Below are 19,718 nucleotides of genomic sequence, written 5' to 3' on the forward strand. Positions count from 1 at the left end.
TGCCGTCCTCAGGTGTGGACCGTGTGGCCCTGATCCCGCCGCTGCTGGGGGCACCAGGATGGTGGCGAAGGGGCTAACCCGAACTCACGACTTTCGCCGATGCCTGGGATTTCCTGGTCGCCCGAACGGTTTAACGCGCTAGCGGGTGACGGTCAGCCGCACGTTCTTGACGATCACCGCCAATCCGCGCACTGGCACAACAGAGAGCAGAAGCCATGAACGTTCTGGTGGGATACGCCACCGCACACGGCTCCACACGGGAGATCGCGGAGCGCATCGGAACACGCCTCGGCGAGGCGGGCCTGAAGGCCGATGTGCGGTCCATGAGCGAGGTCGAGGACGCGGACGAGTACGAGGCGTTCGTGCTCGGCAGCGCGGTCCATGGGCAGGCCTGGCTGGACGCGGCGAAGGACTTTGTGCACCGCAACAGCGATCTGTTCCAGGTCCGCCCCGTGTGGATTTTCAGCGTGGGGATGCCTGGCGCGATGCGCGGCCCGTGGAGGCGCTTGGCCGGCAAGGAGGAAACGGTCATCATCGACGACATCCCCGATCACATCCCTTACCGGACCCATCGGCTTCTGTCGGGTGTCATCAAGCCCGGCCAGCTGCCCATCACCGGGCGAGTGATCTTCCGGCTGATGGGCCTCAGGTACGGCGACTACCGCGACTGGTCGGCCATTGACACCTGGGCGGATGGCATCGCCAGGGAGCTTTGCACCCCCTGACGGGGAGGGGCCCTTCCGGGTGCGGCGAGCCTCACCGCGGACGCCAGGTTGTGGGGAGCATCCTCGCGTGGCGGGCTTCGCCGGGGGCGGGCAGCGTGGACTACGGGGCACAGCGAGAGAGGCGACAGGGCATGGAAAGCAAAGCATCGGCGGGCCGGGTTGTGGTGGGTGTCGATGGATCACCGTCGTCGCAGTCGGCTCTGCGGTGGGCGATGAGGCACGCCGGTCTCATCGGGGGCGTCGTGGAGGCGGTGTGTGCGTGGGAGCTTCCGGGGATGCGCGGCTGGTCGGCTCCGGCGGTGGACGCCGACCTCGACGAGGAGGTCGCACATTCCGGGTTCGTCGAAGAGCTGCGACGTGTGGTTGGGGACGCGCCGTCCGTGGAGGTGCGGGAGCGTTTCGTGCGGGGTAATCCGACGGAGGTGTTGCTGGCCGCGGCGGAAGGGGCTGAGGTTCTGGTGGTGGGAAGCCGGGGCCGGGGTGGATTCGTCCGTGCTCTCCTGGGCTCTGTGAGCCAGCAATGTGCTCTGCACGCGACGTGTCCGGTGGTCATCGTCCGGCCCAACAGCAAGGCGGGAGTGGACCCGACCGAGGCTGCCTGAGCCACGTTTCCTGCGTCCTGCTCGGCAGGGGGACGGCGAACGGCGCCTTCGCCGACAAGAGGGAGGCGGTACGGTGCAGCGCGCGACACCGGCGATCGAAGTCAATGCCCTGACGAAACGGTACGGGAAGACCATCGGCGTCGAGCGGCTGGACATCACCGTGAACAGGGGCGAGGTGTTCGGATTTCTCGGCCCCAATGGGGCGGGCAAGACGACGACCATCCGCTGCCTGGTCGGGCTCCTGCGGCCGACGTCCGGGCGGGTCCGTGTGCTGGGCCTGGATCCCGTTGCCGACCACCTCCGGCTGACGCCGGCACTTGGTTATCTGCCCGGTGAGCTGCGGCTGTACCCGGAGTTGACAGGCCGGCAGACGCTAGAACTGCTGGCTGACCTGCAGGGGGCGGCAGTGCCGCGCTGCGCGGAACTGTGCGAGCGGCTCGCGTTGTCCGACGCGGTCCTCGGGCGCAGAGTTCTGGAGTACTCGCGTGGGATGAAGCAGAAGCTGGGACTCGTCCAGGCGTTGCAGCACGACCCCGAGCTGGTGGTGCTCGACGAGCCGACCGAAGGCCTGGACCCGTTGGTCCAGGAGACGTTCTTCGAACTGCTGGCGGAGGCCGTGGCAGCGGGACGCACCGTCCTGCTCTCCAGCCATGTGCTGCCCGAGGTGCAGCGCACCTGCGAGCGGGTGGCGATTGTCCGGGACGGGCGTCTGGTGACTGTACGCAGAGTGGCGGCCCTGCGCGAGGCCCGCGCCAGAAAGGTCCGGCTCACCTTCACCGACGGCCAGGGACGGCGCCCGCTCGGTGCGGCCGAACAGTGGGTGCCGAAGTGGGAGGGCGAACAGGTCGAGCTGCTCGTACCGCCCGATCAGTTGGTGGATGCTCTTCGCGACCTGCTCACACTGCCGGTCGGAGACCTGACGGTCGAGGAGGCGGGCCTGGACGAAGCCTTCCTCGACTTCTACCGGCATCCTGATGCCGAGGACCAGCCGTGAGGAGCCGCTTTGCGTTGTTGTGGCTGGCGCTGCACCGGCGCCGTCGGATGCTGGCGGCGCTGGCCTTCGGGATGGTGGTCTTCGAAACCCTCATCGTGGTGATCGCCAATACAATTCCGCCCACCCAGCTTTTCGGCGGGCAGGGACGAACGCCGCCGGGCGCGTTCAAGGCCTTCAGCGGTTCCACCGGCGATGTGTCGATCGCCAGTTATCCCGGACTGCTGGGCGCCGGACTGGTCCACCCTTTCTGGATTGCCATGCAGCTCACGGTGATCGGATCGCTCGCAGCCGCCGCGGTGGCTGCCGACGTGGAGTCCGGGACGATCGAACTTCTGATGGTCCGGCCCGTCTCCCGGGCACGCCTGCTGGCCGAGCGGACGGCCGCCCTCGCCATCGCCTCCGTGCTGCTCAACGCGGCGGCCACGGGCACCATGGCCGTCGGAGTTCTGCTCTCACCGCGCTTGCACCGCGAGGTGCCGATCACCGGTGTTTTCTCCGCAGGGCTGCTCGGCTGCGGCTTTGCCCTCTGCCTGACCGGTTTTGCGCTCGCCGTCTCGGCCGTGGGTCGAAGGAGAGGTCAGGTGGTCGGGGCGACGATAGCCGTCGGATCCGTGGGATTCGCCGTGAACTTCGTCGCGCTGGCCTGGTCCAGGGCGGCGCCCTTGCGCTTCGTCAGCCCGTTCCACTACTACACACCGGGTGATGCGCTGGCCGACGGCACGGTCCCGTGGGTCGCGTTCGGTGTCCTGGCAGGTGCCGGTCTGGCCGGTCTGGCCGCGGCGTTCGTACTGCTCGCGCGTCGGGACCTCGCACCGTAGCGCCGGGCTTGAGGGCGCCCGGGCGCCCCGCGGTTGCGGCCACACACCGTCAGCGATGGGCGACGACGGCGACGGGTGCGTCGGCGTGGTGCATCACCGCATGGGCTACGTGGCCGATGTTCGCACCGACGGGACTGTGCCGAATACTGCGGCCGACGACCACCAGGTCCGCGGAGGCGGCCGCATACAGCATTTGCTGAGCGACAGGTCCGACGACGGCCTTCTCGACGACGTTCACCGACGGGTACTTCTCTCGCCAGGGAAGCAGCCGGTCGCTGAGTGTCCGGGCCACCCGCCGTTGCAGGTCCGATTGGATCTCTCGGATCGATGGCCGGCGCGTAGCTGAAGCCGAGAGGCAGGCTCCAGGCGTGGACGACCTGCAGTGTGCACGCGCGCTGTGCGGCCTCGTCGAAGGCGAAGGCAAGGAGCCCGTCGCAGGACTGATCGATGTCCACGCCGACCACCACGTCCGGGTACGGGCCCGTGCCCTCGACCGGTTCGTCGCCGGTGCGCGGACCGGTCTCCCCCTTGCCCTTCGAAGGGGCGGCCCTGACGAGTACCACGGGCCGTTCCGTGGCAGTGATCGTTGCCATGGCGACGGAACCGATGAGAGAGCCCGGCACACCCGTCAGCCGGCGCGAGCCGATCACCAGCATCTCCGCCTTCGAAGCCTCGGCGGGCAGGGAGGCCGCGGGCCGCCCGGACAGCCGGCTTGTGGTGATCTCCAGGCCCGGATGGCGCTTTCGCAGTTCGTCGGAGGTGCGGCTCAGGAGGGTGTCGGCCTATCGGCGCTGTTCATCCGGGCTGACCAGGCGGACCACGGCCGTCGTGGGCCAATCGTCCGCATGGACGAGGTGCAGGCTGTCTCGGCGCAACGCGGCCTCACATGCCGCCCAATGGGCCGCGGCGATGCTTTGCGGCGAGCCGTCCAGGCGCGCAGTGACGGTTCCAGTCATGGTAGGGACCTCCTTCGGCCCGCTCGCGCCGATCCGAACAGGTCCGCTCAGGGCACCGGCATATCCACATCGATATCTGCCACCACGTTCACGACGCCCGGCACTGCCCGCGCGGCCCGGGCGAGCACGTCCGGAAGTGAGGTATCGGAGACCGTGCCGGACAGAGTGACGAGCCCGTCCTCGACATGCACGTGTACCGTTCCTGAGCCGACCGGGACCAGCTGCGCGACCAGCTCGCTTCGTACCTCCTCCGCGATGTCGGCGTCGGGACGGAGATAGATCTTCAGCAGATCGCCACGGCTGACGACACCCACGAGATGACCCGCGCCGTCGACGACGGGGAGCCGCTTGAGATGCCCGCGCGCCATCAGCCGAGCGGCTCCGGCAACCGTCGCGTCGGCTGACACCGTCATTGCCGGAGCGGTCATCAGCTGACGTGCCGTCACCGCCCCTGACCTGTCGTCCCCCTGTGCCTTTACCAGCAGATCGGCCTCGGAGACCACGCCCGCGACGCGACCGTCGCCCATGAGAACAGGCAGGGCGCTGATCCGCCACTGCCGCATGCTCTCGACCATTTCCTTGATCGGCGCATCGGGGCCAACCGCGATCACCGCGTGGGTCATCACGTCACCGACAGTTCGCAGATGCTTCATGACCGACCTTTCGCAGCGGTCCGCGATTCTTTGTCATGAGCGTCCGTCACGAGCCGTACGACGGGTAGGGCCGACCGGGAACGACTGGAGGGCCGTTCGGACCTCGGTCCGCCCGATCGGCCTCTGCCAAGCGGGCTGCGGCCTGAGGGTCAAGGCTTGGTGGGTGGACCGGAGGCGTGCAGCGTGGCGAGGCGTCGGCGGTACTCCTCGTCGTCGATCTCGCCACGTGCGAACCGTTTGGCAAGCACCTGCTCCGGTGACGGCACGCTCGGACTGTGGGTGTGCTCGGGAGTCTGGCCCAGGGCGCGGAAGAGAAGAACGACAGCGATGATGATCAGCACCCAGAACAGGATCATGCTGGCCGCCATGGCGAACCAGCCCCAGCCGCTGACGTCGTGGTCGAACCAGAACATCATCACGATCACGTCCCCAGTCACTCGGACGGCAGGTGCGGACCCGTGCTGTCCGGCATGGCTCATGCGTCACTGGCATCGTCGCTGGATGTTGGCCGTTGGTCCATAGTCCACTGGTCCCGGGTCGTTGGGCCGGTCAGCCTTGTGATTTCGGCTGCGGGATGGCGCGGCAGACCAGTTCTTGGCTGTCGACCACCCTCAGGTCGCCCACGCGGTCGATCCACTCGGCCGCGGGACCGGGCGCGAATCGACCCCCAGGTCGGGCCAGCTCTTTCTGATGAACTCCGGCGTGAACAATCCACGCCCATGACAGAGGTACTGTCACGAGGCGCACGCCGCCTCAATGCGAGCAGGTGCGCGCCCCCCGGACTCGACGTGCCGCGTAGTCTCCGGGTCCGGCAGCTGACCAACCGGATGGAACGTGCGGTCGGGGTTCACCAAGCAGGGTGAACCGTATCCGTTGCGAGACCTTCAGCCGCTGTCGCGCTCGGCCCAGGCCGAAAGCCCCGCGCTCGTCCGCTGTCGAGCATGCTCGAAACAGCAGTCCGTCCACGACCTCACAGGCTCGCGAGGAGGCAGTCGAGCGGTGGCGGTGTCCGGTCCGGTACGAGGGCCTCGACAAGAAGACGGCCATAGCGGATCTTGCGGCCCTTCTTTGTACCCAGGAAGCGCCGCACCTGCTGATGCCGGGGCCGGCCTTGCTGTGCGGGCTGGCGCTGGAAGGTCTGCCAGGCGCGGAAGTCGCCCTCGGCGCGGAGGATCTCCTCGACTCGTGCCATGCCGAGCGCCCGGATGAGTTCATCCTCCAGATCCGCGGTGCATACGTAGATGTCCTGGAGCGGGGCCTGCGCCCGCGTCAGGCCGCGCTCGTAGAAGTCCTGTTCGCCCTCGTCGCACAGTCCAGTCAGGCGCAGACCGAGGCCGGGTGGTCCGAGGAGACCGGCATAGCGGCCGACGCTCATCGCCCCACCCATCGGCACGACGCACACTCCCTCGGCGGCCAGGTCCCGGCCACGCCGGGCGGCCAGCGCCTCGACGGCCGCGAGATCGCTCAGCCCTTCCAGGAGCACAGTGGTCCGCACCCCAAGGCTTTCCGCCAGATCGCGCGCAGGCCCGTCGGGACCGCCCGTCGCCCAGCTGGTGACCGCATCCCGGAACGCCCTCATGTCCGCCATGGGGCGAGTCTGCCCGTCCACCGGTGGTACGGCACGGGATTTTTCGACGGCCTCAGGAGCTGACCGCGATCGATCGGCGACGCCACGAGCCGCGCCGCAGTCTGTGAATTGGGTCAGCGGGTGAGGCGGTTGCCGAGCTACCAGGTGGGGGCGGTCCCGGCAGGTCGCCCATGAGCGCTAGCTGCCCTCTGAGCGGTGAGGTCACCGCTCAGAGGGCTCAGAAGACCTGGGTGAAGTCGGGCGCGCGGCCGGACGGTCCCCTTCGGCAAGGCGATGCTGCTCAGTCGGTGCAGGTGGTGCCAGGAGGGGGCAGCACGCGGGTGGTCAGGTAGCGGTTGGTGGCCTCCTGGACGCACTTGGAGACCAGGAACATGCTGTAGTCGTCGCCTTCGTGGCCGAGTACGACGCTGCCGGGCAGTTGGGCGGCCATGGCCGCGCCCGCGCGGTACGGGGCGAGGGCCTGGTGGGTGGACTGGAGGATCAGTGCGGGCGGTGCGCCGTGGACGCGGGCGCCCGCCTTGACGGGCTTGGCAGGGATGGGCCAGCCGAGGCAGCCCGCGACGGCCTGGTAGGAGCGCACGGCGCCGCCGAGGTGCGGGGACACGCGGGCGAGTTCCTTTTGCAGCTGGGTGAGCTGGGCGAGGGTGTGCACCGGGCGGGCGTTGTCGAGGCAGGCGGGCACCTGTACCTGGACCGGGTCGAGGGTGTTGTCCGGGTTGGGGGTGAAGTCCGTCGCGTCGCCGACCTTGGCCTTGACGATGGCCTTCGCCAGCTCCGGCCAGGTCAGACCGGAGAGGGTCAGGTAGTCCTGGGTGGCCTCGCGGATGTCCTCACCGGTCAGCGGCTGGTGGGCCGTGCCGCCGGTCGGGATCGGATCGCGGTCGGCACGGGCGACGAGGGCGTCGTACTCGGCCGCGACGTCCTTGCTGTGCAGGGCGCAGTCCTTCGACGTGGCGCACCAGGCGGTGAAGCGGTTGAAGGCCGACTCGGCGGTGGCCGCCTCCTGGGTGACCCGCGACAGAGGCGAGCCGGTGTCGTCCAGGGCGGTGTCGAGGACCATGGTGCGCAGTCTGCCGGGGTAGAGCTTGGCGTAGGTGCGACCGAGAAGCGTGCTGTAGTGGATGCCGTACCAGTTCAGCTGCCGTTCGCCCAGCCCGATCCGGACCGCCTCGAAGTCCCGCGCGGTGCTGGCCTGGTCGACGTGGGCGGTGAGCCGACCGTTGCGGCGCAGGCAGTCTTCGGCGAAGGCCCGGTTGTGGGACACGAGCGCGTTGAACGCGGCCCGGCCCTGCGGGAAGTGGCTGACTCCGGCGGGCTTGAGCGGTGCGCCGCAAAGGATCGGCGTGCTGTGCCCCACTCCGCGCGGGTCAACCGCGACCAGGTCGAAGTTCTGGGTCATGGCGCCGGCGAAGTTCGGCATGCCGATGTGCATCGCCAGTCGCAGCTGCTCGATGGAGGAGCCGCCGGCTCCGTCGTTGAGGAGCAGGGTGCCCTGGCGGTGGGCCCGGTCATCCGCCGGGCGGCGGACCAGGGCGAGGGTGGTGCTGCCGGCGTGGGGCTGGGACCAGTCCACGGGTACCTGGATCGATCCGCACTGCATGTGCTTGAAGTCGGTGTCGGCGCAGGCGTGCCAGTCGATGCCCTTGGCGGGGGTTCGGCGGTCGGCGTCCTCGGTCTGCGCGAGCGCCGGTACGGCGATGATGGTGACTGCGAGCGCGGAGACGGCGGCCATCCAACGGGCGCTTTTCCGGATTCCTGTCATGTCGACTTCCTTGGTCGTGTGCCTCGGCCTGTGGGGGTTCGAGGCGTTGTTCGGGGTGCTCCGGGAGGAGGCGGGGCCAGGGGAAACGGCGACGCTCACGGAGCTGTGGGTGGTGCCGAGCCGTGAGCGTCTCGCGGGCCGGCAGCTGCCTTGGTAGGGGCGTTTCGGCGGCGTGCGGTTGTCCGATGTGCGCCTCGCGAGTCGGCGGCGTCGGAGCACACGAGCGGCTTCAGCGGGTCGGCAGCTCCCGTTCGGGCTCCGGGGGAGTCAGCCCTGCGTAAAAACGCCGCCGGTGGAGCTGAGGTGCGTCTTCGCTGTGGTTCAGCCCTGGGTGGCCTCTAGGGCGGTGTCGGGGATCCAGGAGCCGTGGATGCCGCCGGTGACCCGGCGCGGGAGGTGGACGGTGGCGATCCGGTCGAGGCCGGAGGCGTCGAGGACGAGGAGCTGGGAGGCGTCCTGCTTGAGGTCCGAGGTCACGGTGAGGAGGTAGCCGTCGTCCTCGCGGGTGGCGCCGGCGGCGGGGACGAACACTGCTTCGCCGGGCATACGGGCGTCGCCGACCTGGTGGATGCGGCGGGCGCCGGTGGTGCGGTCGTACTTGACGATGCCGTAGCCGCCGAAGCCCTTCTCGTCGGGGAAGGAGATGGCGTACTGGTAGCGGTTCTCAGAGCCCAGATAGTCCTCGTTGAGGGTCGGGAACTCCACCGTGAGGTCGTCGATGATCTGCTCGTCGACGGTGCCGGCCGCCATGTCGACCACCCAGCGGCGGGTGTAGGAGCGGGCGACGGGCTCGGAGCCGCGCCCGGGGGCGCCGACCCACCAATTCCAGGAGAGGTGGAAGCCCTCCCGGTCCACGGTCGGGCCTTCCAGGACGATCCGGCCCTGGCCGTCCTCGTAGGCGTTGGCGACGTGCAGCAGGTTGCCGGGCTCGATGGAGAACCAGCGGACCTGCGGGGCGCCTTCGGTGCCGCGGGCCATGATGCCTATGCGGGCAGGCTGGGCGTCGCTCCAGCCGTAAGGGATGCCGGAGTGCTCGGCCGGGTCGAAGGTGACATTGCCCTCGATGAAGACCACATGGCGGCGGGTGATGGCGAAGTCGTGCTTGAGAGAGGCGGTCGCTCCCGGGACCTCGGCGCTGTGGACGATCGCGCCCTTGGCGTCGGCGACGTAGTACGTCAGGAACGGCGGGAAGGGCGAGGAGCCGAAGAAGTGCAACTCCCCGGTGACCGGGTCCTCCTTGGGGTGCGCGGTCATCGCGCTGCGCAGCCTACCGTCGAAGTCGTACGCGCCGACGGTCTGAAGGTCCGGGGTGAGTTCGAAGGGGAGGTTCGCCTCGCACAGGGCGAGCAGCCGTCCGGCGTGCTCGATGACGTGGGTGCCGGCGACGCTGGCGGTCAGGTCGGGGCCGCGCTCGGTCATGTAGGGCGCGCCGTCGAGGGCAGGCGTGTGCACCCAGCGGTTGCGGTACCACTCGGCGCGGCCCTCACGGAGGCGGATGCCGTGGACCATCCCGCTGCCCTTGAACCAGTGGGTCGGCGTGACACCGGGCTTGGGGTTGTGGCCGTTGCGGATCAGCCGGCCGTCCAGCTCCTGGGGCAGTGTGCCTTCCACGGTGAGTCCGGTGGCGGTGATCTCGTCGGCGACGGGGGTGTAGTGGCCGGTCAGGTAGGGCTTCGCAGCAGTCATGGCAGGAATCTCCTTCAGTGGATGTGATGCCCTTTGTCAGGCAACTTGTTCGGCACGGGACTTGAGGTGGGAAAGCCAGTTCTCCAGGGAGTCGTGGAGGGCCTTGCCGAGGTGGTCGGCCGCAGCTTCGACCGGGGCGCCGCTCCAGGACTCCTCGGTGCGGACGGTGACGTGGTCGCCGTTCTGCTCGAACGTCCACACGTGAATGCCGGTGATGCCGTCGGCGGGGCCGCCCCACACGATCCGCTCGCCGGGGACCAGTTCGTACACGGTGGAGGTGATCTCCAGGCCGTGGGTCCGCCAGCTGAAGGAGTTGCCGGGCATCAGGGGGCCGTTGAGCTCAGCCTCGTCGATGTCCGTGTTCCAGGTGGGCCAGGACGCGATGTCGGTGTGCAGCTCCCACACCGTCGCGAGCGGGGCGTCGATCTCGGTGCTCAGGCGGACGACGACGGGGGCGGTCTCGTCGATGGTGACCATGGCTGTGGGTTCCTCTCTCTGGATGACATGTTTCGGTGGCGCGGCTGATCCGTCGGTTCAGCCGGATTCAGGAGATTCGGGCGGGTTGCGGTCGGAAACCGGGCCGGTGGAGGTGGTTGCGGTCCGCTGGCTGGTGCAGCGGGTGAGGAGCAGCGCGAGGAGGGCCGTTGCGACCAGGACCGCGGCGGCGACGGTGAAGACGGTGCGGTAGCCGGCGGTGAGGGCTTCCAGATGGGGCTGATGGGTGGACGCGTGGGCGGTGACGGAGCCGGCCAGGGTGGCCAGGGCGGCGAGGCCGACAGCGCCGCCGACCTGGCGGGTGGTGTTCACCAGGCCGCCGGCCAGGCCCGCGTCCTCCCGTGGGACGCCGTCCACGGCGAGCGCCGTGAGCTGGACGAAGGCGATGCTGAGGCCCAGGCCGATCAGGATGCTCGGGCCGAGGAGGTCGGCGAGGTAGCTGCCGTGGGCGCTGATCCGTGACAGCCACATCAGGCCCGCGGCCTCGGTGAGCAGGGCCGCGGTCACGGTCGCGCGGGCCCCGATGTGCCGGGAGATGCGCGACGCGAGGGCGGCGCCGAGCATATTGGCGCCGGCGAGCGGGAGTTGTCCCGCTCCGGTGGCCAAGGGGCTGGATCCCAGGACCTGCTGCTGGTAGAGCGGCAGGAAGAAGAACAGGGCGATCCACACCGAACCCAGCAGCGCCATCAGCAGGTTGCCCGCGGCGACCTGGCCCGTAGTGAACAGACGCGGCGGTATCAGTGCGTTCGGACGGGGGCGCTCGATCACGGCGAAGACCGTGAGCAGCGTGGCGGCGGCCCCGAGGGCGCCCAGCACCCGGCCGTCGGTCCAGCCGGCGCCGCGTGCGGTGGTCAGGCTCCAGACCAGGCAGGTCAGGGCGAGAGTGACGGTGGCCGTGCCCAGCAGGTCAAACCGCCCGGACTTCTGTCCGGGCGCCCGTGGCACGAGCGCAGCCACGGCGGCCAGGACCACCGCCGCCCCGAGCGCGACCGAGTGGAAGATCCAGGGCCAGCCCCACGCCTGCGTGAGCACACCCCCCAGCAGGACGCCGCCCGCGCCTCCCGCGCCGGAGACGGCCCCCCACACCCCCAGTGCCTTGCCACGCCCCGGGCCGGAGGGGAACTGGTCCATCGTCAGGGCGAGCGCGGCCGGGGCGATTGCCGCGGCGGCAAGGCCCTGAACGGCGCGAGCGTTGATCAGCACGCCCGGAGCAGTTGCCAGTCCCGCCGACAGCGAAGCCGCGGCGAACAACGCCAGCCCGGCGATCAGCACCCGACGGCGGCCGAGGAGGTCGGCCGCCCTCCCGCCCGCCAGGAGCAGTGCCCCGAACGCCAGGCCGTAGGCGTTGACCACCCAGGTGGTCCCGCCGTCCGACAGCCCGACTCCGGCGCGGATCTGCGGAAGCGCCACATTGACGATCGAGGTGGCGAGCATGACGGTGAACTGCGCCGCGGCGAGTGCCGCGAGCACGGCTCCCGGCCGGCGTGCTTGGAGTGCTGCCTGGTTCGTCTGCGTGCCTGCAACGTTCATGGCGCACAGGCTCGTGCCGGCCGGTGTCCACTTTCCAGGCCCGACAGGGGCGGGGACTGTCCACTGCTGTCCGCAGCCGTCCACTCGCCTCTGCCGAAGCGTGCGGCTTCGGTTGCTATCGGGGGCCGTGCAGCTCCTGCTGCCACAGGGCTTCGCAGAGCAGGTCCAGGCCCTGGCGCAGGTGGCGACGGTAGGTGCCGTACGGAAGGCTCAGGCGGCGGGCCGCGGCCTCCTGGGTGGGTGCACCGGAGAAGTAGCCTGCCGTCAGGGCCCCGCAGGCGCGCACTCCGCGCGGGTCTTGGGCGAGGTCGTCGACGGCCTGGCGCAGCAGCGTACGCAACTCCTCGACGGGATCACCGAAGTCGGCTGCGAGACGCGTACGCATCAGGGCACAGGCGGCGAAGGCGCCCGGATCGCGCCAGTGCGCCAACGCTTCGCGCACGGCCTGGTCGAACGCGGTACGCGATACGGCCGACGGTCCGGACGGGACCGGTGCGTCGGGGGCTGATATGAAGCGGAGAAGCCATGTCTCCACGGGGACCTGACGCCAGTCGACGCTGAACAGCCCGTAGGTGTGCTCGCCGACTCGCGGGCGCGCCCCCGTGTCGCCGAGGGTGCCTTCGACGCGCTCGGCCCAGGTCTCGGCGTCCCGGTAGACGGCGAAGCCGTAGGCGCGGCCGCGTGCACGGGCTGCCTCCGCCTGGGCCCGTGAACTGCTCAAGTCGATAACGCGCGAGGGCACCTGGTACCGCTCGGGGTAGATCGAGAAGCGGCTGATGCCGATGTGTTCGCCGGAGTTCACCGGGGCGGTGGCATCGGTGTACCGCCACGCGGCGGCGACGACAGGATCGGTGGCAAGGTCCACGGGGTCGGGAGGGGCAGGCAGAGCGAGTCGGGCCGTGAAGGCCACGATCCGGCCCGTGCTCACGAGACGGTAGACGCTGAAAGCATGCGGCTGGCGCTGTGCCCAGTAGCGGACCAGTTCCGCGGAGGCGGCCCCCTCGGTCTCCTCGGCCATCCGCAGCACGACATCGATGTCCTCCGGGTGCAGCGGACGGTCGTGCACTTCGTCCTCGCGGGACCAGGTGCGCAGCCGGGCCAGGGTCTCCCCCTCCCGGAACAGGTAGAAGAGCTCGTCGGTGACGGTCCACACCCGCTCCTCGGGCGCCTCGCGCAGCATGCGCAGGTACTCGTCCGCCAGGCGCCGGCGCATCGTCTCGAACGCGTTGGGAGCACGCCAGCGCAGGTCGGCGGCCAGCGTCTCGCGTGCGGCGTCGTGCGGGTGCAGCCCCCGATGCGTGGACTCCATGAAGGGCAGGTCCCTCAGCCAGGAGAAGAGCGGATGGGCATCCTCCCCGGGCAGTACGGCGGCGAGCAGTTCCTCGGACGTCGAGTGGGCCTGTGCCGCCACCTCCAGGGCGCGGCGGTGGGCAGCCGTGGGGACCTCACCGATCAGCCCCGCCAACAGTGTGCGCAGGACGTCCGCCGACGGGGCCCAGATCTCCTCCCTGGAGCAGCCCTCAGATCCTGCCGCGGCCGCGAGGGACAGGGCCAAGGGGTTGCCGCCGGCGAAGCGGAGCACCGGGTCGCGCAGTTCGGGCCGGATTTGCGCCGCGACCAGCAGGTTTCGGGCCTGTTCCGCGGAGAACGGCTCCAGTTCGGTCACGTGCAGGAGCCGGGACCAGGCGGGGTCGGCGGTCCACTGCGGTTGCGGAGCGCGCCGTCCGGCCAGGACGACCAGGGTGCCGTCCGCAGCGCGGGGCAGAAAGTGGTGCCACAACCAGCTCTCCAGCCACTGGCAGTGCTCGAAGGAGTCCACGAACAGGACCGTGCCCGGAACATCGAGGAAAGGACCGGCGGCGTGCTCGAAATCGGCCGGGTCCCGGCTGACGAACCGGCCGTCGAGTTCGACGAGCAGCCGGCCTGCCGCACGAGCACGGTCCCCCAGACGCCTCAGCAGCGTCGACTTCCCGATGCCGCCCGGCCCGCACACGTAGAACGCGAACGGTGCCTGCGGATCGCCGGCCAAAGCCTCCCCGAAGCGCCCGAGTTGCTCGTCCCGGCCGATGAAGGCCTGCATGCGCGCTCTGCTCAGTCTCTCTCCCACGGACCCCATGGCGGCTCCCATCCCCTTTGCTCCTCCGGCACTCGACAGCCATGCCCGGAGACACCCCATCGGCTGGTCGAGGGCTGTGCCGCGCACGGGTGTGCAGAGGTGTCGCATCCGCCGCTTCGGAGGCCGATTCCCCCTCCAGGGCCGCTACTCCGGGGAGATCCTAACGGAGGCCCTGTCCATGTCACTTGATGAGCCCGAGGTTCCCGTCGTCGGGGTGGCCGGTGATCAGGAGGGTGGTTTCTTCGACGCGATGGAAGCGGCCGTCGGGGGCCAGCTGGGCGAAGAGGTAGACCTCGGTGCGGGAGATGCGGCCGTTGTGCCGGCTGAGGGTGACGGTGTGGCGGTCGGCGTAGCGCAGTCCGTCCCGGAGTTCGTCGTGGACTTCTATGTGTCCGCTGCGGATCAGGGAGCGGAGGCGTGTGATGTGCTGTGCGAAGGAGGTCCGGTCACTCCACACGCCGTCGGTGCGCTGGCGGTAGTCAGGGGTGAAGTGCCGGTCGAGGGCTTCGGCGAGGTCGAGGCCCGGCGTGAACAGCAAGTCGTTGATGGCTCGGGTGATGTCGGTCGATGTCATCGCTGTATTCGCCTGAAGAGAGTAGGGGCATGGAGTTGGTCCTGGCTGCTGGAGCCGTGGAGGACAGGACGCCGGGCCGGCCCGGGAGAGGCCGGGGTCAGGGACGGCCGTCGGTCGTGGCCGGTGCCGCCTTCGTGGACGGAGTGAAGTCCAGCGACAGTGAGACAGGGCCTCGGGTGTACAGGCCGGTCTCCTGGTAGCGGAAGCCGGGGCTGTAGCAGACCTCGTCGAGCAGGGGCAGGAGCATTGCGGCGACGGTCTCGATCTCGGCGCGTGCGAAGGCCGCGCCGACGCACTGGTGGAGTCCGGTACCGAAGGCCAAGTGCTGGGCGGCCGCGGTGAAGGAGCGAGCTGTGCCCAGGTCCCGGCGGTGGATGTCGAAGGTGTCCGGGGCGGTGAAGGCATCGGGGTCGCGGTTGGCCGCGCCGATCATGCAGAAGACGGTGGCACCTGCCGGGACGGTGGTGCCCGCGAACACGGCGTTCTCCTCCGCCTGGCGGGGGATGAGCTGGACCGGCGGGGTGAATCGCAGAGTCTCGGCGATCGCGGCGGCCAGCAGGTTCGGGTCGTGGCGGACCTGCGCCAGCTGCTCGGGGTGGTCGATCAGGTGCTTGAAGAGCAGGGCGAGGGTCTTGTCCGCGGGCTCGGTGGCGGCAGCCAACACGTTGATGATCAGCGCGGTGACGTCGCGATTGCTCATGGCGACGCCGTCGAACTCGGCGGTGCACAGCGTCGATATCAGGGTCCTCGCCGGGGTGGCGGCGCCGCTGTTCGATGACGGGTACGAGATAGGCCTCCAGCTGCTCCGCGCAGTCCATGCAGTGCCGGCGGCGCTCGGGTGTGAGAGTCATGCTGGTGATGAACTCGACGACCCCGCTGTGCCAGGCGGCCACCTGCCGCCAGTCCTCTCTGTCCAAACCGAGGACATCGAGGGTCACGTGGACGGCGAAGGGTTCGCCGAAATCGTTGACGAGGTCCATCCGGCCTCGGGAAAGGAAGGGGGCCATGAGTTCAGCGGCGTTGGCGTGGATGGCGCGTATCTGCTTCTCAAGGGCCTGGCCGGTGAAACCCCGGACGACGATCTTTCGCTTGGCGGTGTGCTCGGCCCCGGTCATCTGGGCGAGGACGGGCCCGCGCATCACCGGCTCGGCGCGCACCTGCAGCGTCTGGGTAGTGAACGCCTCATGGTCGGTAAGTACCCGCTTGACGTCCTGGTAGCGGGAGAGGAAGTAGCTGTCGATCGCCGGCTCGTAGTGCACCGGAGCCTGCTCCCGCAGCTGTGCGGAGTAGCGGTAGGGGTCTGCGGCGAAGTCCTCGGACAGGATGCTGAAACGGGGATTGACCACGGGCATGGTGAAGACCTCTCAAAGCGCGCAGATGCGTCCGCGAGAGGGTAAGCAAAGCAAGCCCACCCGGGGTACAGGATGGTCCAACGGCGGCACCGGTTCCGGTCGTGGGGAGGGCTTCTCACTCAGCCCACAGGACCAACAATCACTCTCGCTCGACCTGGACCACCAGTCGCTGAAGCCAGTTGGCATCAGTGCAGGTCACGAACATTCCCTGATGCCAACTGGCAATCCTCGTCACAGCGTGTGTGAATGCGCCGGCGCCGCCCGCCCGCCGGGAGGCCGGATGACAATGTCCGCCGGGATCAGACCACCGGGACCGGGTAGGTCGGGTACTCCACCCCGGACACGTGCTGGACGACGCGGATGACCTGGCAGGAGTAGCCGAACTCGTTGTCGTACCAGAGGTAGAGGATCGCGTTGTCGCCGTCGACCTTGGTGGCGCCGGCGTCGACGATCGAGGCGTGGCGCGAGCCGATGAAGTCGCTGGAGACCGCGTCGGGGGCGGTGGTGAAGTCGATCTGGCGCTTGAGCGGCGAGGTCAGCGAGACGTTGCGGAGGTAGTCGAGGACATCCTCGCGGGTGGTCTCGCGCCCGAGCCGCAGGCTGAGGATCGCGATCGAGACGTCCGGCACCGGGACACGGATCGAGCTGCCGGTGATCGGCGCCTTGAGGTCGGGCAGCGCCTTGGCGACGGCGGAGGCGGCACCGGTCTCGGTGATGACCATGTTGAGCGGCGCCGAGCGGCCGCGCCGGTCGGAGCTGTGGTAGTTGTCCAGCAGGTTCTGGTCGTTGGTGAACGAGTGGACGGTCTCCACGTGGCCGCGCAGGACGCCGTACTCGTCCGCCATCGCCTTCAGCGGGGGGACGATCGCGTTGGTGGTGCACGACGCGCAGGACAGGATCTGCTCGTCCGGCTTGATCATGTCGTGGTTGACGCCGTGGACGATGTTGGGGACGTCGCCCTTGCCCGGCGCGGTGAGGACGACCTTGTCCACGCCCGGGCGCAGGTGCTTCGACAGGCCTTCGCGGTCGCGCCACTTGCCGGTGTTGTCGATGAGGATGGCGTCCTTGATGCCGTACGCCGTGTAGTCGATCTCCGACGGGTCGTTGGCGTAGATCACCTTGATCTCGTTGCCGTTGGCGATGATCGTGCTGTTCGCCTCGTCGACGGTGATCGTGCCCTGGAACTGGCCGTGGATGGAGTCGCGCCGCAGCAGTGAGGCGCGCTTGACGATGTCCTGGTCGCCGCCCTGGCGGACGACGATGGCGCGCAGGCGCAGGCCGTTGCCGGAGCCGGACTTCTCGATGAGCAGGCGGGCGACGAGACGGCCGATGCGCCCGAAACCGTAGAGGACGACGTCGCGCGCCTCGCAGCGCTCGATCTTGTTGGCGCCCGTCGCGCCGACGACGGCCTCGGCGGTGAAGTCTTCCGCCGAGAGACCGCGGTCGTCGGCCTTGTACATCGCGGCGAGCATGCCGATGTCGATCTGGGAAGGTCCGAGATCGAGCGTGGTGAGAGCCTGCAGGAACGGCAGCGTCTCGGTGACCGAGAGCTCCTCACCGTCGATCTGCCGGGCGAATCGGTGGGTCTTGAGGATGCTGACCACCGACTTGTTCACCAAGGAGCGGCTGTGAAGCAGGACCGTGACGTCCCGCTCCCGGTGCAGCTTCCCGATGATGGGGATCATCGACTCCGCGATCTCCTCGCGGTTTTTCCAGTTGGTGAACGAGTCGTCATTGACAGTCACAGATTTATCTTTCGAGCTAGGCGGCGCTCATATGCTAACCCGCCGCCACTTTGATCGTTCAAACGGTGCCGCCTGGCGGGAAAGGTGTTCAGATTTGAGAGGATTTGTCCCAGCCTGTCAGCCAAGGGCGCGGTCGAGGTTGAACGCGGCGCTGATCAGCGAGAGATGGGTGAATGCCTGCGGGAAGTTGCCGAGCTGTTCGCCGGTCAGCCCGATTTCCTCGGCGTACAGGCCGACGTGGTTGGCGTAGGTGAGCATCTTCTCGAAGGCCAGCCGGGCCTCCTCCAGCCGTCCGGCCCGGGCGAGCGCCTCGACGTACCAGAAGGAGCAGATCGAGAAGGTGCCCTCGGCCCCGCGCAGACCGTCCGGGCTGGCTTCGGGGTCGTAACGGTAGACCAAGGAGTCCGACACCAGGTCCGCGGTGAGCGCGTCCAGGGTCGCGAGCCATTTCGGGTCGGTGGGCGAGATGAACTTGGCCATCGGCATCATCAGCACCGAGGCGTCGAGTACATGATCGTCGAGGTGCTGAACGAAGGCCCCTCGATCAGGGGACCAGCCGCGCTGCATGATCTCCCGGTAGATCGCATCACGGCTCTGCCGCCACCGGGGGAGGTCCGCGGGCAGGCCGCGCCGGTTCGCCATCCGGATGGCTCGCTCTATCGCCACCCAGCACATCAGCCGCGAGTACACAAAGTTCCTGCGTCCCCCGCGCGTTTCCCACACCCCGTCATCGGGTTGGTCCCAGTGGTCGCAGAGCCAGTCCACCAGTACACCGAGCTCGTCCCACCGGTCGCTGCTGATGGGCTGTCCCCACTTGTCGTAAAGGTACACGGAGTCGATGAGCGCTCCGTATATGTCCAGCTGGAGCTGGCCGGTGGCGGCATTTCCCACCCGCACCGGGGCGGAGCCCAGGTAGCCCTCCAGGTGGGGCAGTTCACGCTCGGGCAGCTCATTGCGCCCGTCGATCCCGTACATGATCTGCAGCGGCCCCTCGGAACCGCCGCCCCGCATGATGCCCCGCTCCGACAGGAAGCCCATGAACGCCTCGGCTTCTTCCGTGAAGCCCAGCCTGAGCATGGCGTAGACACAGAAGGCGGCGTCGCGGACCCACACGAACCGGTAGTCCCAGTTGCGCTCGCCGCCGATCTGCTCGGGCAGGCTCGTCGTCGGGGCGGCCACGATGGCGCCGGTCGGCGCGTAGGTGAGCAGCTTCAGCACGAGCGCGGAGCGGTGCACCATCTCCCGCCACCGTCCGTGGTAGCGCGAGGCGGCCAGCCAGTTGCGCCAGAACCTGACGGTGGTCTCGAACTGATCCTCCGCCTCGGCCTGGGGGCAGGCTCGCGGGATGACGTCATCGCTGATCGGGTCCAGGGCGAACACCGCGGACTCGCCTTCGAGGAGCTTGAAGCGCGAGCGCGCGTCCAGGCCGTCGCACTCCAGCGGCGCGGTGGCGGTCAGCGCCAACGACAGGCTCTCGGACCGGAACAGTGCGGTGTTGCCCTGCAACTGCGCGGAATGCGGTTCGGCCCCGTAGCCGAAGCGGGGAGCCACCCGCGCTGTGAACGGAAGCGATCCCCGGACGCAGATCACCCGTCGGATCAGCCGGTGCGGAGCCGCCGCGCCAGGGTCGTCGGTGATCGGCATGAAGTCCTGGATCTCGGCCACCCCGTCGGAGGCGAAGAACCGCGTGATGAGAACGTTTGTATCGGGAAAGTAGAACTGCCGGGTTCGCGTCGGCACGTCGGCGGCCAGCTCGAAAGATCCGCCCCGGTTCGCGTCCAGAATGGAGGCGAACACGCTGGGTGAGTCGAAGCGCGGGCAGCAGTACCAGTCGATGGTTCCGTTGGTGCCCACGAGCGCCGCACTGTGAAGATCGCCGATGAGGCCGTGCTCGGCTATGGGCAGATAGGGCGAGACGCCCTCTTGTCCGAATCCGGTACTCGTCATACCGGCCTCCGTGTGGCCGCAGTCCGCATAGCGCGTATACGTAATGGTAAAAAGCCTGGTCATATTGCCGCAAGGGGGGCACTCCCGGCAGAAAGGGGGCCGCGGCGCCCCCGGAGAGCTGGGCGCAGGCGCTCGCGGCTCCGGTCGCCCAGGCGCAGGAGCCGGGCCAGGTGAC

At 69.0% G+C, this 19,718-nt stretch carries 20 protein-coding genes and 1 pseudogene; 6 read left to right on the top strand and 15 right to left on the bottom strand.

Features of this window, described 5'->3' with window-relative positions:
• The first annotated feature begins 215 nt into the window (after window positions 1-215).
• The 4 genes from OOK40_RS22650 (at window position 216) to OOK40_RS22665 (ending at window position 3,139) form a co-directional block, all read left to right on the top strand.
• Complete coding sequence (locus OOK40_RS22650; protein ID WP_266484986.1) at window positions 216-725, top strand: flavodoxin domain-containing protein; 510 nt, start codon at window positions 216-218, stop codon at window positions 723-725.
• 131 nt (window positions 726-856) lie between these two features.
• On the top strand, window positions 857-1,327 hold the full coding sequence (locus tag OOK40_RS22655; RefSeq protein ID WP_266486518.1) for a universal stress protein: 471 nt from the start codon (window positions 857-859) through the stop codon (window positions 1,325-1,327).
• Window positions 1,328-1,400: 73 nt separating this feature from the next.
• On the top strand, window positions 1,401-2,321 hold the full coding sequence (locus OOK40_RS22660) for an ABC transporter ATP-binding protein (RefSeq protein ID WP_266484990.1): 921 nt from the start codon (window positions 1,401-1,403) through the stop codon (window positions 2,319-2,321).
• Entirely contained in the window at window positions 2,318-3,139 is an 822-nt protein-coding gene (locus OOK40_RS22665; RefSeq protein ID WP_266484992.1) for an ABC transporter permease subunit, read from the top strand. Before OOK40_RS22660 ends, OOK40_RS22665 begins: the two co-directional genes overlap by 4 nt.
• Window positions 3,140-3,188: 49 nt before the next feature.
• Here OOK40_RS22665 and OOK40_RS22670 read toward each other — a convergent pair whose 3' ends face one another.
• From OOK40_RS22670 to OOK40_RS22700, 7 genes and pseudogenes are all read right to left on the bottom strand, one after another.
• Window positions 3,189-3,431 (bottom strand): universal stress protein, encoded by a 243-nt coding sequence (locus OOK40_RS22670; RefSeq protein ID WP_266484995.1) that lies wholly within the window; start codon window positions 3,429-3,431, stop codon window positions 3,189-3,191.
• Window positions 3,432-3,747: 316 nt separating this feature from the next.
• A pseudogene (locus OOK40_RS35305) lies at window positions 3,748-3,909 on the bottom strand (universal stress protein); the annotation flags it as partial.
• 12 nt (window positions 3,910-3,921) lie between these two features.
• On the bottom strand, window positions 3,922-4,095 hold the full coding sequence (locus OOK40_RS22680) for a universal stress protein (protein WP_266484997.1): 174 nt from the start codon (window positions 4,093-4,095) through the stop codon (window positions 3,922-3,924).
• Window positions 4,096-4,142: 47 nt separating this feature from the next.
• Window positions 4,143-4,748, bottom strand: a complete 606-nt coding sequence (locus tag OOK40_RS22685) for a CBS domain-containing protein (protein ID WP_266484999.1) — start codon at window positions 4,746-4,748, stop codon at window positions 4,143-4,145.
• 149 nt (window positions 4,749-4,897) lie between these two features.
• On the bottom strand, window positions 4,898-5,164 hold the full coding sequence (locus tag OOK40_RS22690) for an SHOCT domain-containing protein (RefSeq protein ID WP_266486520.1): 267 nt from the start codon (window positions 5,162-5,164) through the stop codon (window positions 4,898-4,900).
• Window positions 5,165-5,718: 554 nt separating this feature from the next.
• Window positions 5,719-6,336, bottom strand: a complete 618-nt coding sequence (locus OOK40_RS22695; protein WP_266485002.1) for a TOPRIM nucleotidyl transferase/hydrolase domain-containing protein — start codon at window positions 6,334-6,336, stop codon at window positions 5,719-5,721.
• Between the two features lie 280 nt (window positions 6,337-6,616).
• A complete protein-coding gene (locus OOK40_RS22700) occupies window positions 6,617-8,098 on the bottom strand; it encodes an alpha/beta fold hydrolase (protein WP_266485004.1) in 1,482 nt (493 codons plus the stop codon).
• Between OOK40_RS22700 and OOK40_RS22705 the strand changes: the two genes are divergently transcribed.
• Window positions 8,097-8,255, top strand: a complete 159-nt coding sequence (locus OOK40_RS22705) for a hypothetical protein (RefSeq protein ID WP_266485008.1) — start codon at window positions 8,097-8,099, stop codon at window positions 8,253-8,255. The two genes, OOK40_RS22700 and OOK40_RS22705, sit on opposite strands and share 2 nt — an antisense overlap.
• Window positions 8,256-8,419: 164 nt before the next feature.
• On the opposite strand, the gene OOK40_RS22710 is transcribed toward OOK40_RS22705, so the two are convergent.
• The 6 genes from OOK40_RS22710 to OOK40_RS35310 all read right to left on the bottom strand — a co-directional run bounded on the left by OOK40_RS22710 (window position 8,420) and on the right by OOK40_RS35310 (window position 15,199).
• Window positions 8,420-9,784 carry a carotenoid oxygenase family protein gene (locus OOK40_RS22710; protein WP_266485010.1) on the bottom strand — a complete coding sequence of 455 codons (1,365 nt, stop codon included), beginning with the start codon at window positions 9,782-9,784 and terminating at the stop codon, window positions 8,420-8,422.
• A 36-nt stretch (window positions 9,785-9,820) separates the two neighbouring features.
• On the bottom strand, window positions 9,821-10,261 hold the full coding sequence (locus OOK40_RS22715; protein WP_266485012.1) for an SRPBCC family protein: 441 nt from the start codon (window positions 10,259-10,261) through the stop codon (window positions 9,821-9,823).
• A gap of 57 nt (window positions 10,262-10,318) precedes the next feature.
• Window positions 10,319-11,809, bottom strand: coding sequence for an MFS transporter (locus tag OOK40_RS22720; protein WP_266485014.1), 1,491 nt, complete (start codon window positions 11,807-11,809; stop codon window positions 10,319-10,321).
• A gap of 115 nt (window positions 11,810-11,924) precedes the next feature.
• Entirely contained in the window at window positions 11,925-13,889 is a 1,965-nt protein-coding gene (locus tag OOK40_RS22725) for an ATP-binding protein (protein ID WP_266485017.1), read from the bottom strand.
• Window positions 13,890-14,106: 217 nt separating this feature from the next.
• A complete protein-coding gene (locus tag OOK40_RS22730) occupies window positions 14,107-14,499 on the bottom strand; it encodes a nuclear transport factor 2 family protein (RefSeq protein ID WP_266485020.1) in 393 nt (130 codons plus the stop codon).
• A 97-nt stretch (window positions 14,500-14,596) separates the two neighbouring features.
• The gene (locus OOK40_RS35310) at window positions 14,597-15,199 is read right to left on the bottom strand and encodes a cytochrome P450 (protein WP_323136093.1); all 603 of its coding nucleotides are present in this window, start codon (window positions 15,197-15,199) and stop codon (window positions 14,597-14,599) included.
• On the opposite strand from OOK40_RS35310, the gene OOK40_RS35315 reads away from it, so the two are divergent.
• The gene (locus OOK40_RS35315; protein WP_323136094.1) at window positions 15,198-15,896 is read left to right on the top strand and encodes a hypothetical protein; all 699 of its coding nucleotides are present in this window, start codon (window positions 15,198-15,200) and stop codon (window positions 15,894-15,896) included. The genes OOK40_RS35310 and OOK40_RS35315 overlap by 2 nt on opposite strands.
• 254 nt (window positions 15,897-16,150) lie before the next feature.
• On the opposite strand, the gene OOK40_RS22740 is transcribed toward OOK40_RS35315, so the two are convergent.
• Together OOK40_RS22740 and OOK40_RS22745 are read right to left on the bottom strand one after the other, a co-directional pair.
• Entirely contained in the window at window positions 16,151-17,596 is a 1,446-nt protein-coding gene (locus tag OOK40_RS22740; RefSeq protein ID WP_266485022.1) for a glyceraldehyde-3-phosphate dehydrogenase, read from the bottom strand.
• A 117-nt stretch (window positions 17,597-17,713) separates the two neighbouring features.
• Complete coding sequence (locus tag OOK40_RS22745) at window positions 17,714-19,543, bottom strand: glycoside hydrolase family 15 protein (protein WP_266485024.1); 1,830 nt, start codon at window positions 19,541-19,543, stop codon at window positions 17,714-17,716.
• Window positions 19,544-19,718 lie beyond the last annotated feature (175 nt).

The organism is Streptomyces sp. NBC_01481 (assembly GCF_026339995.1).
Lineage (GTDB): Bacteria > Actinomycetota > Actinomycetes > Streptomycetales > Streptomycetaceae > Streptomyces.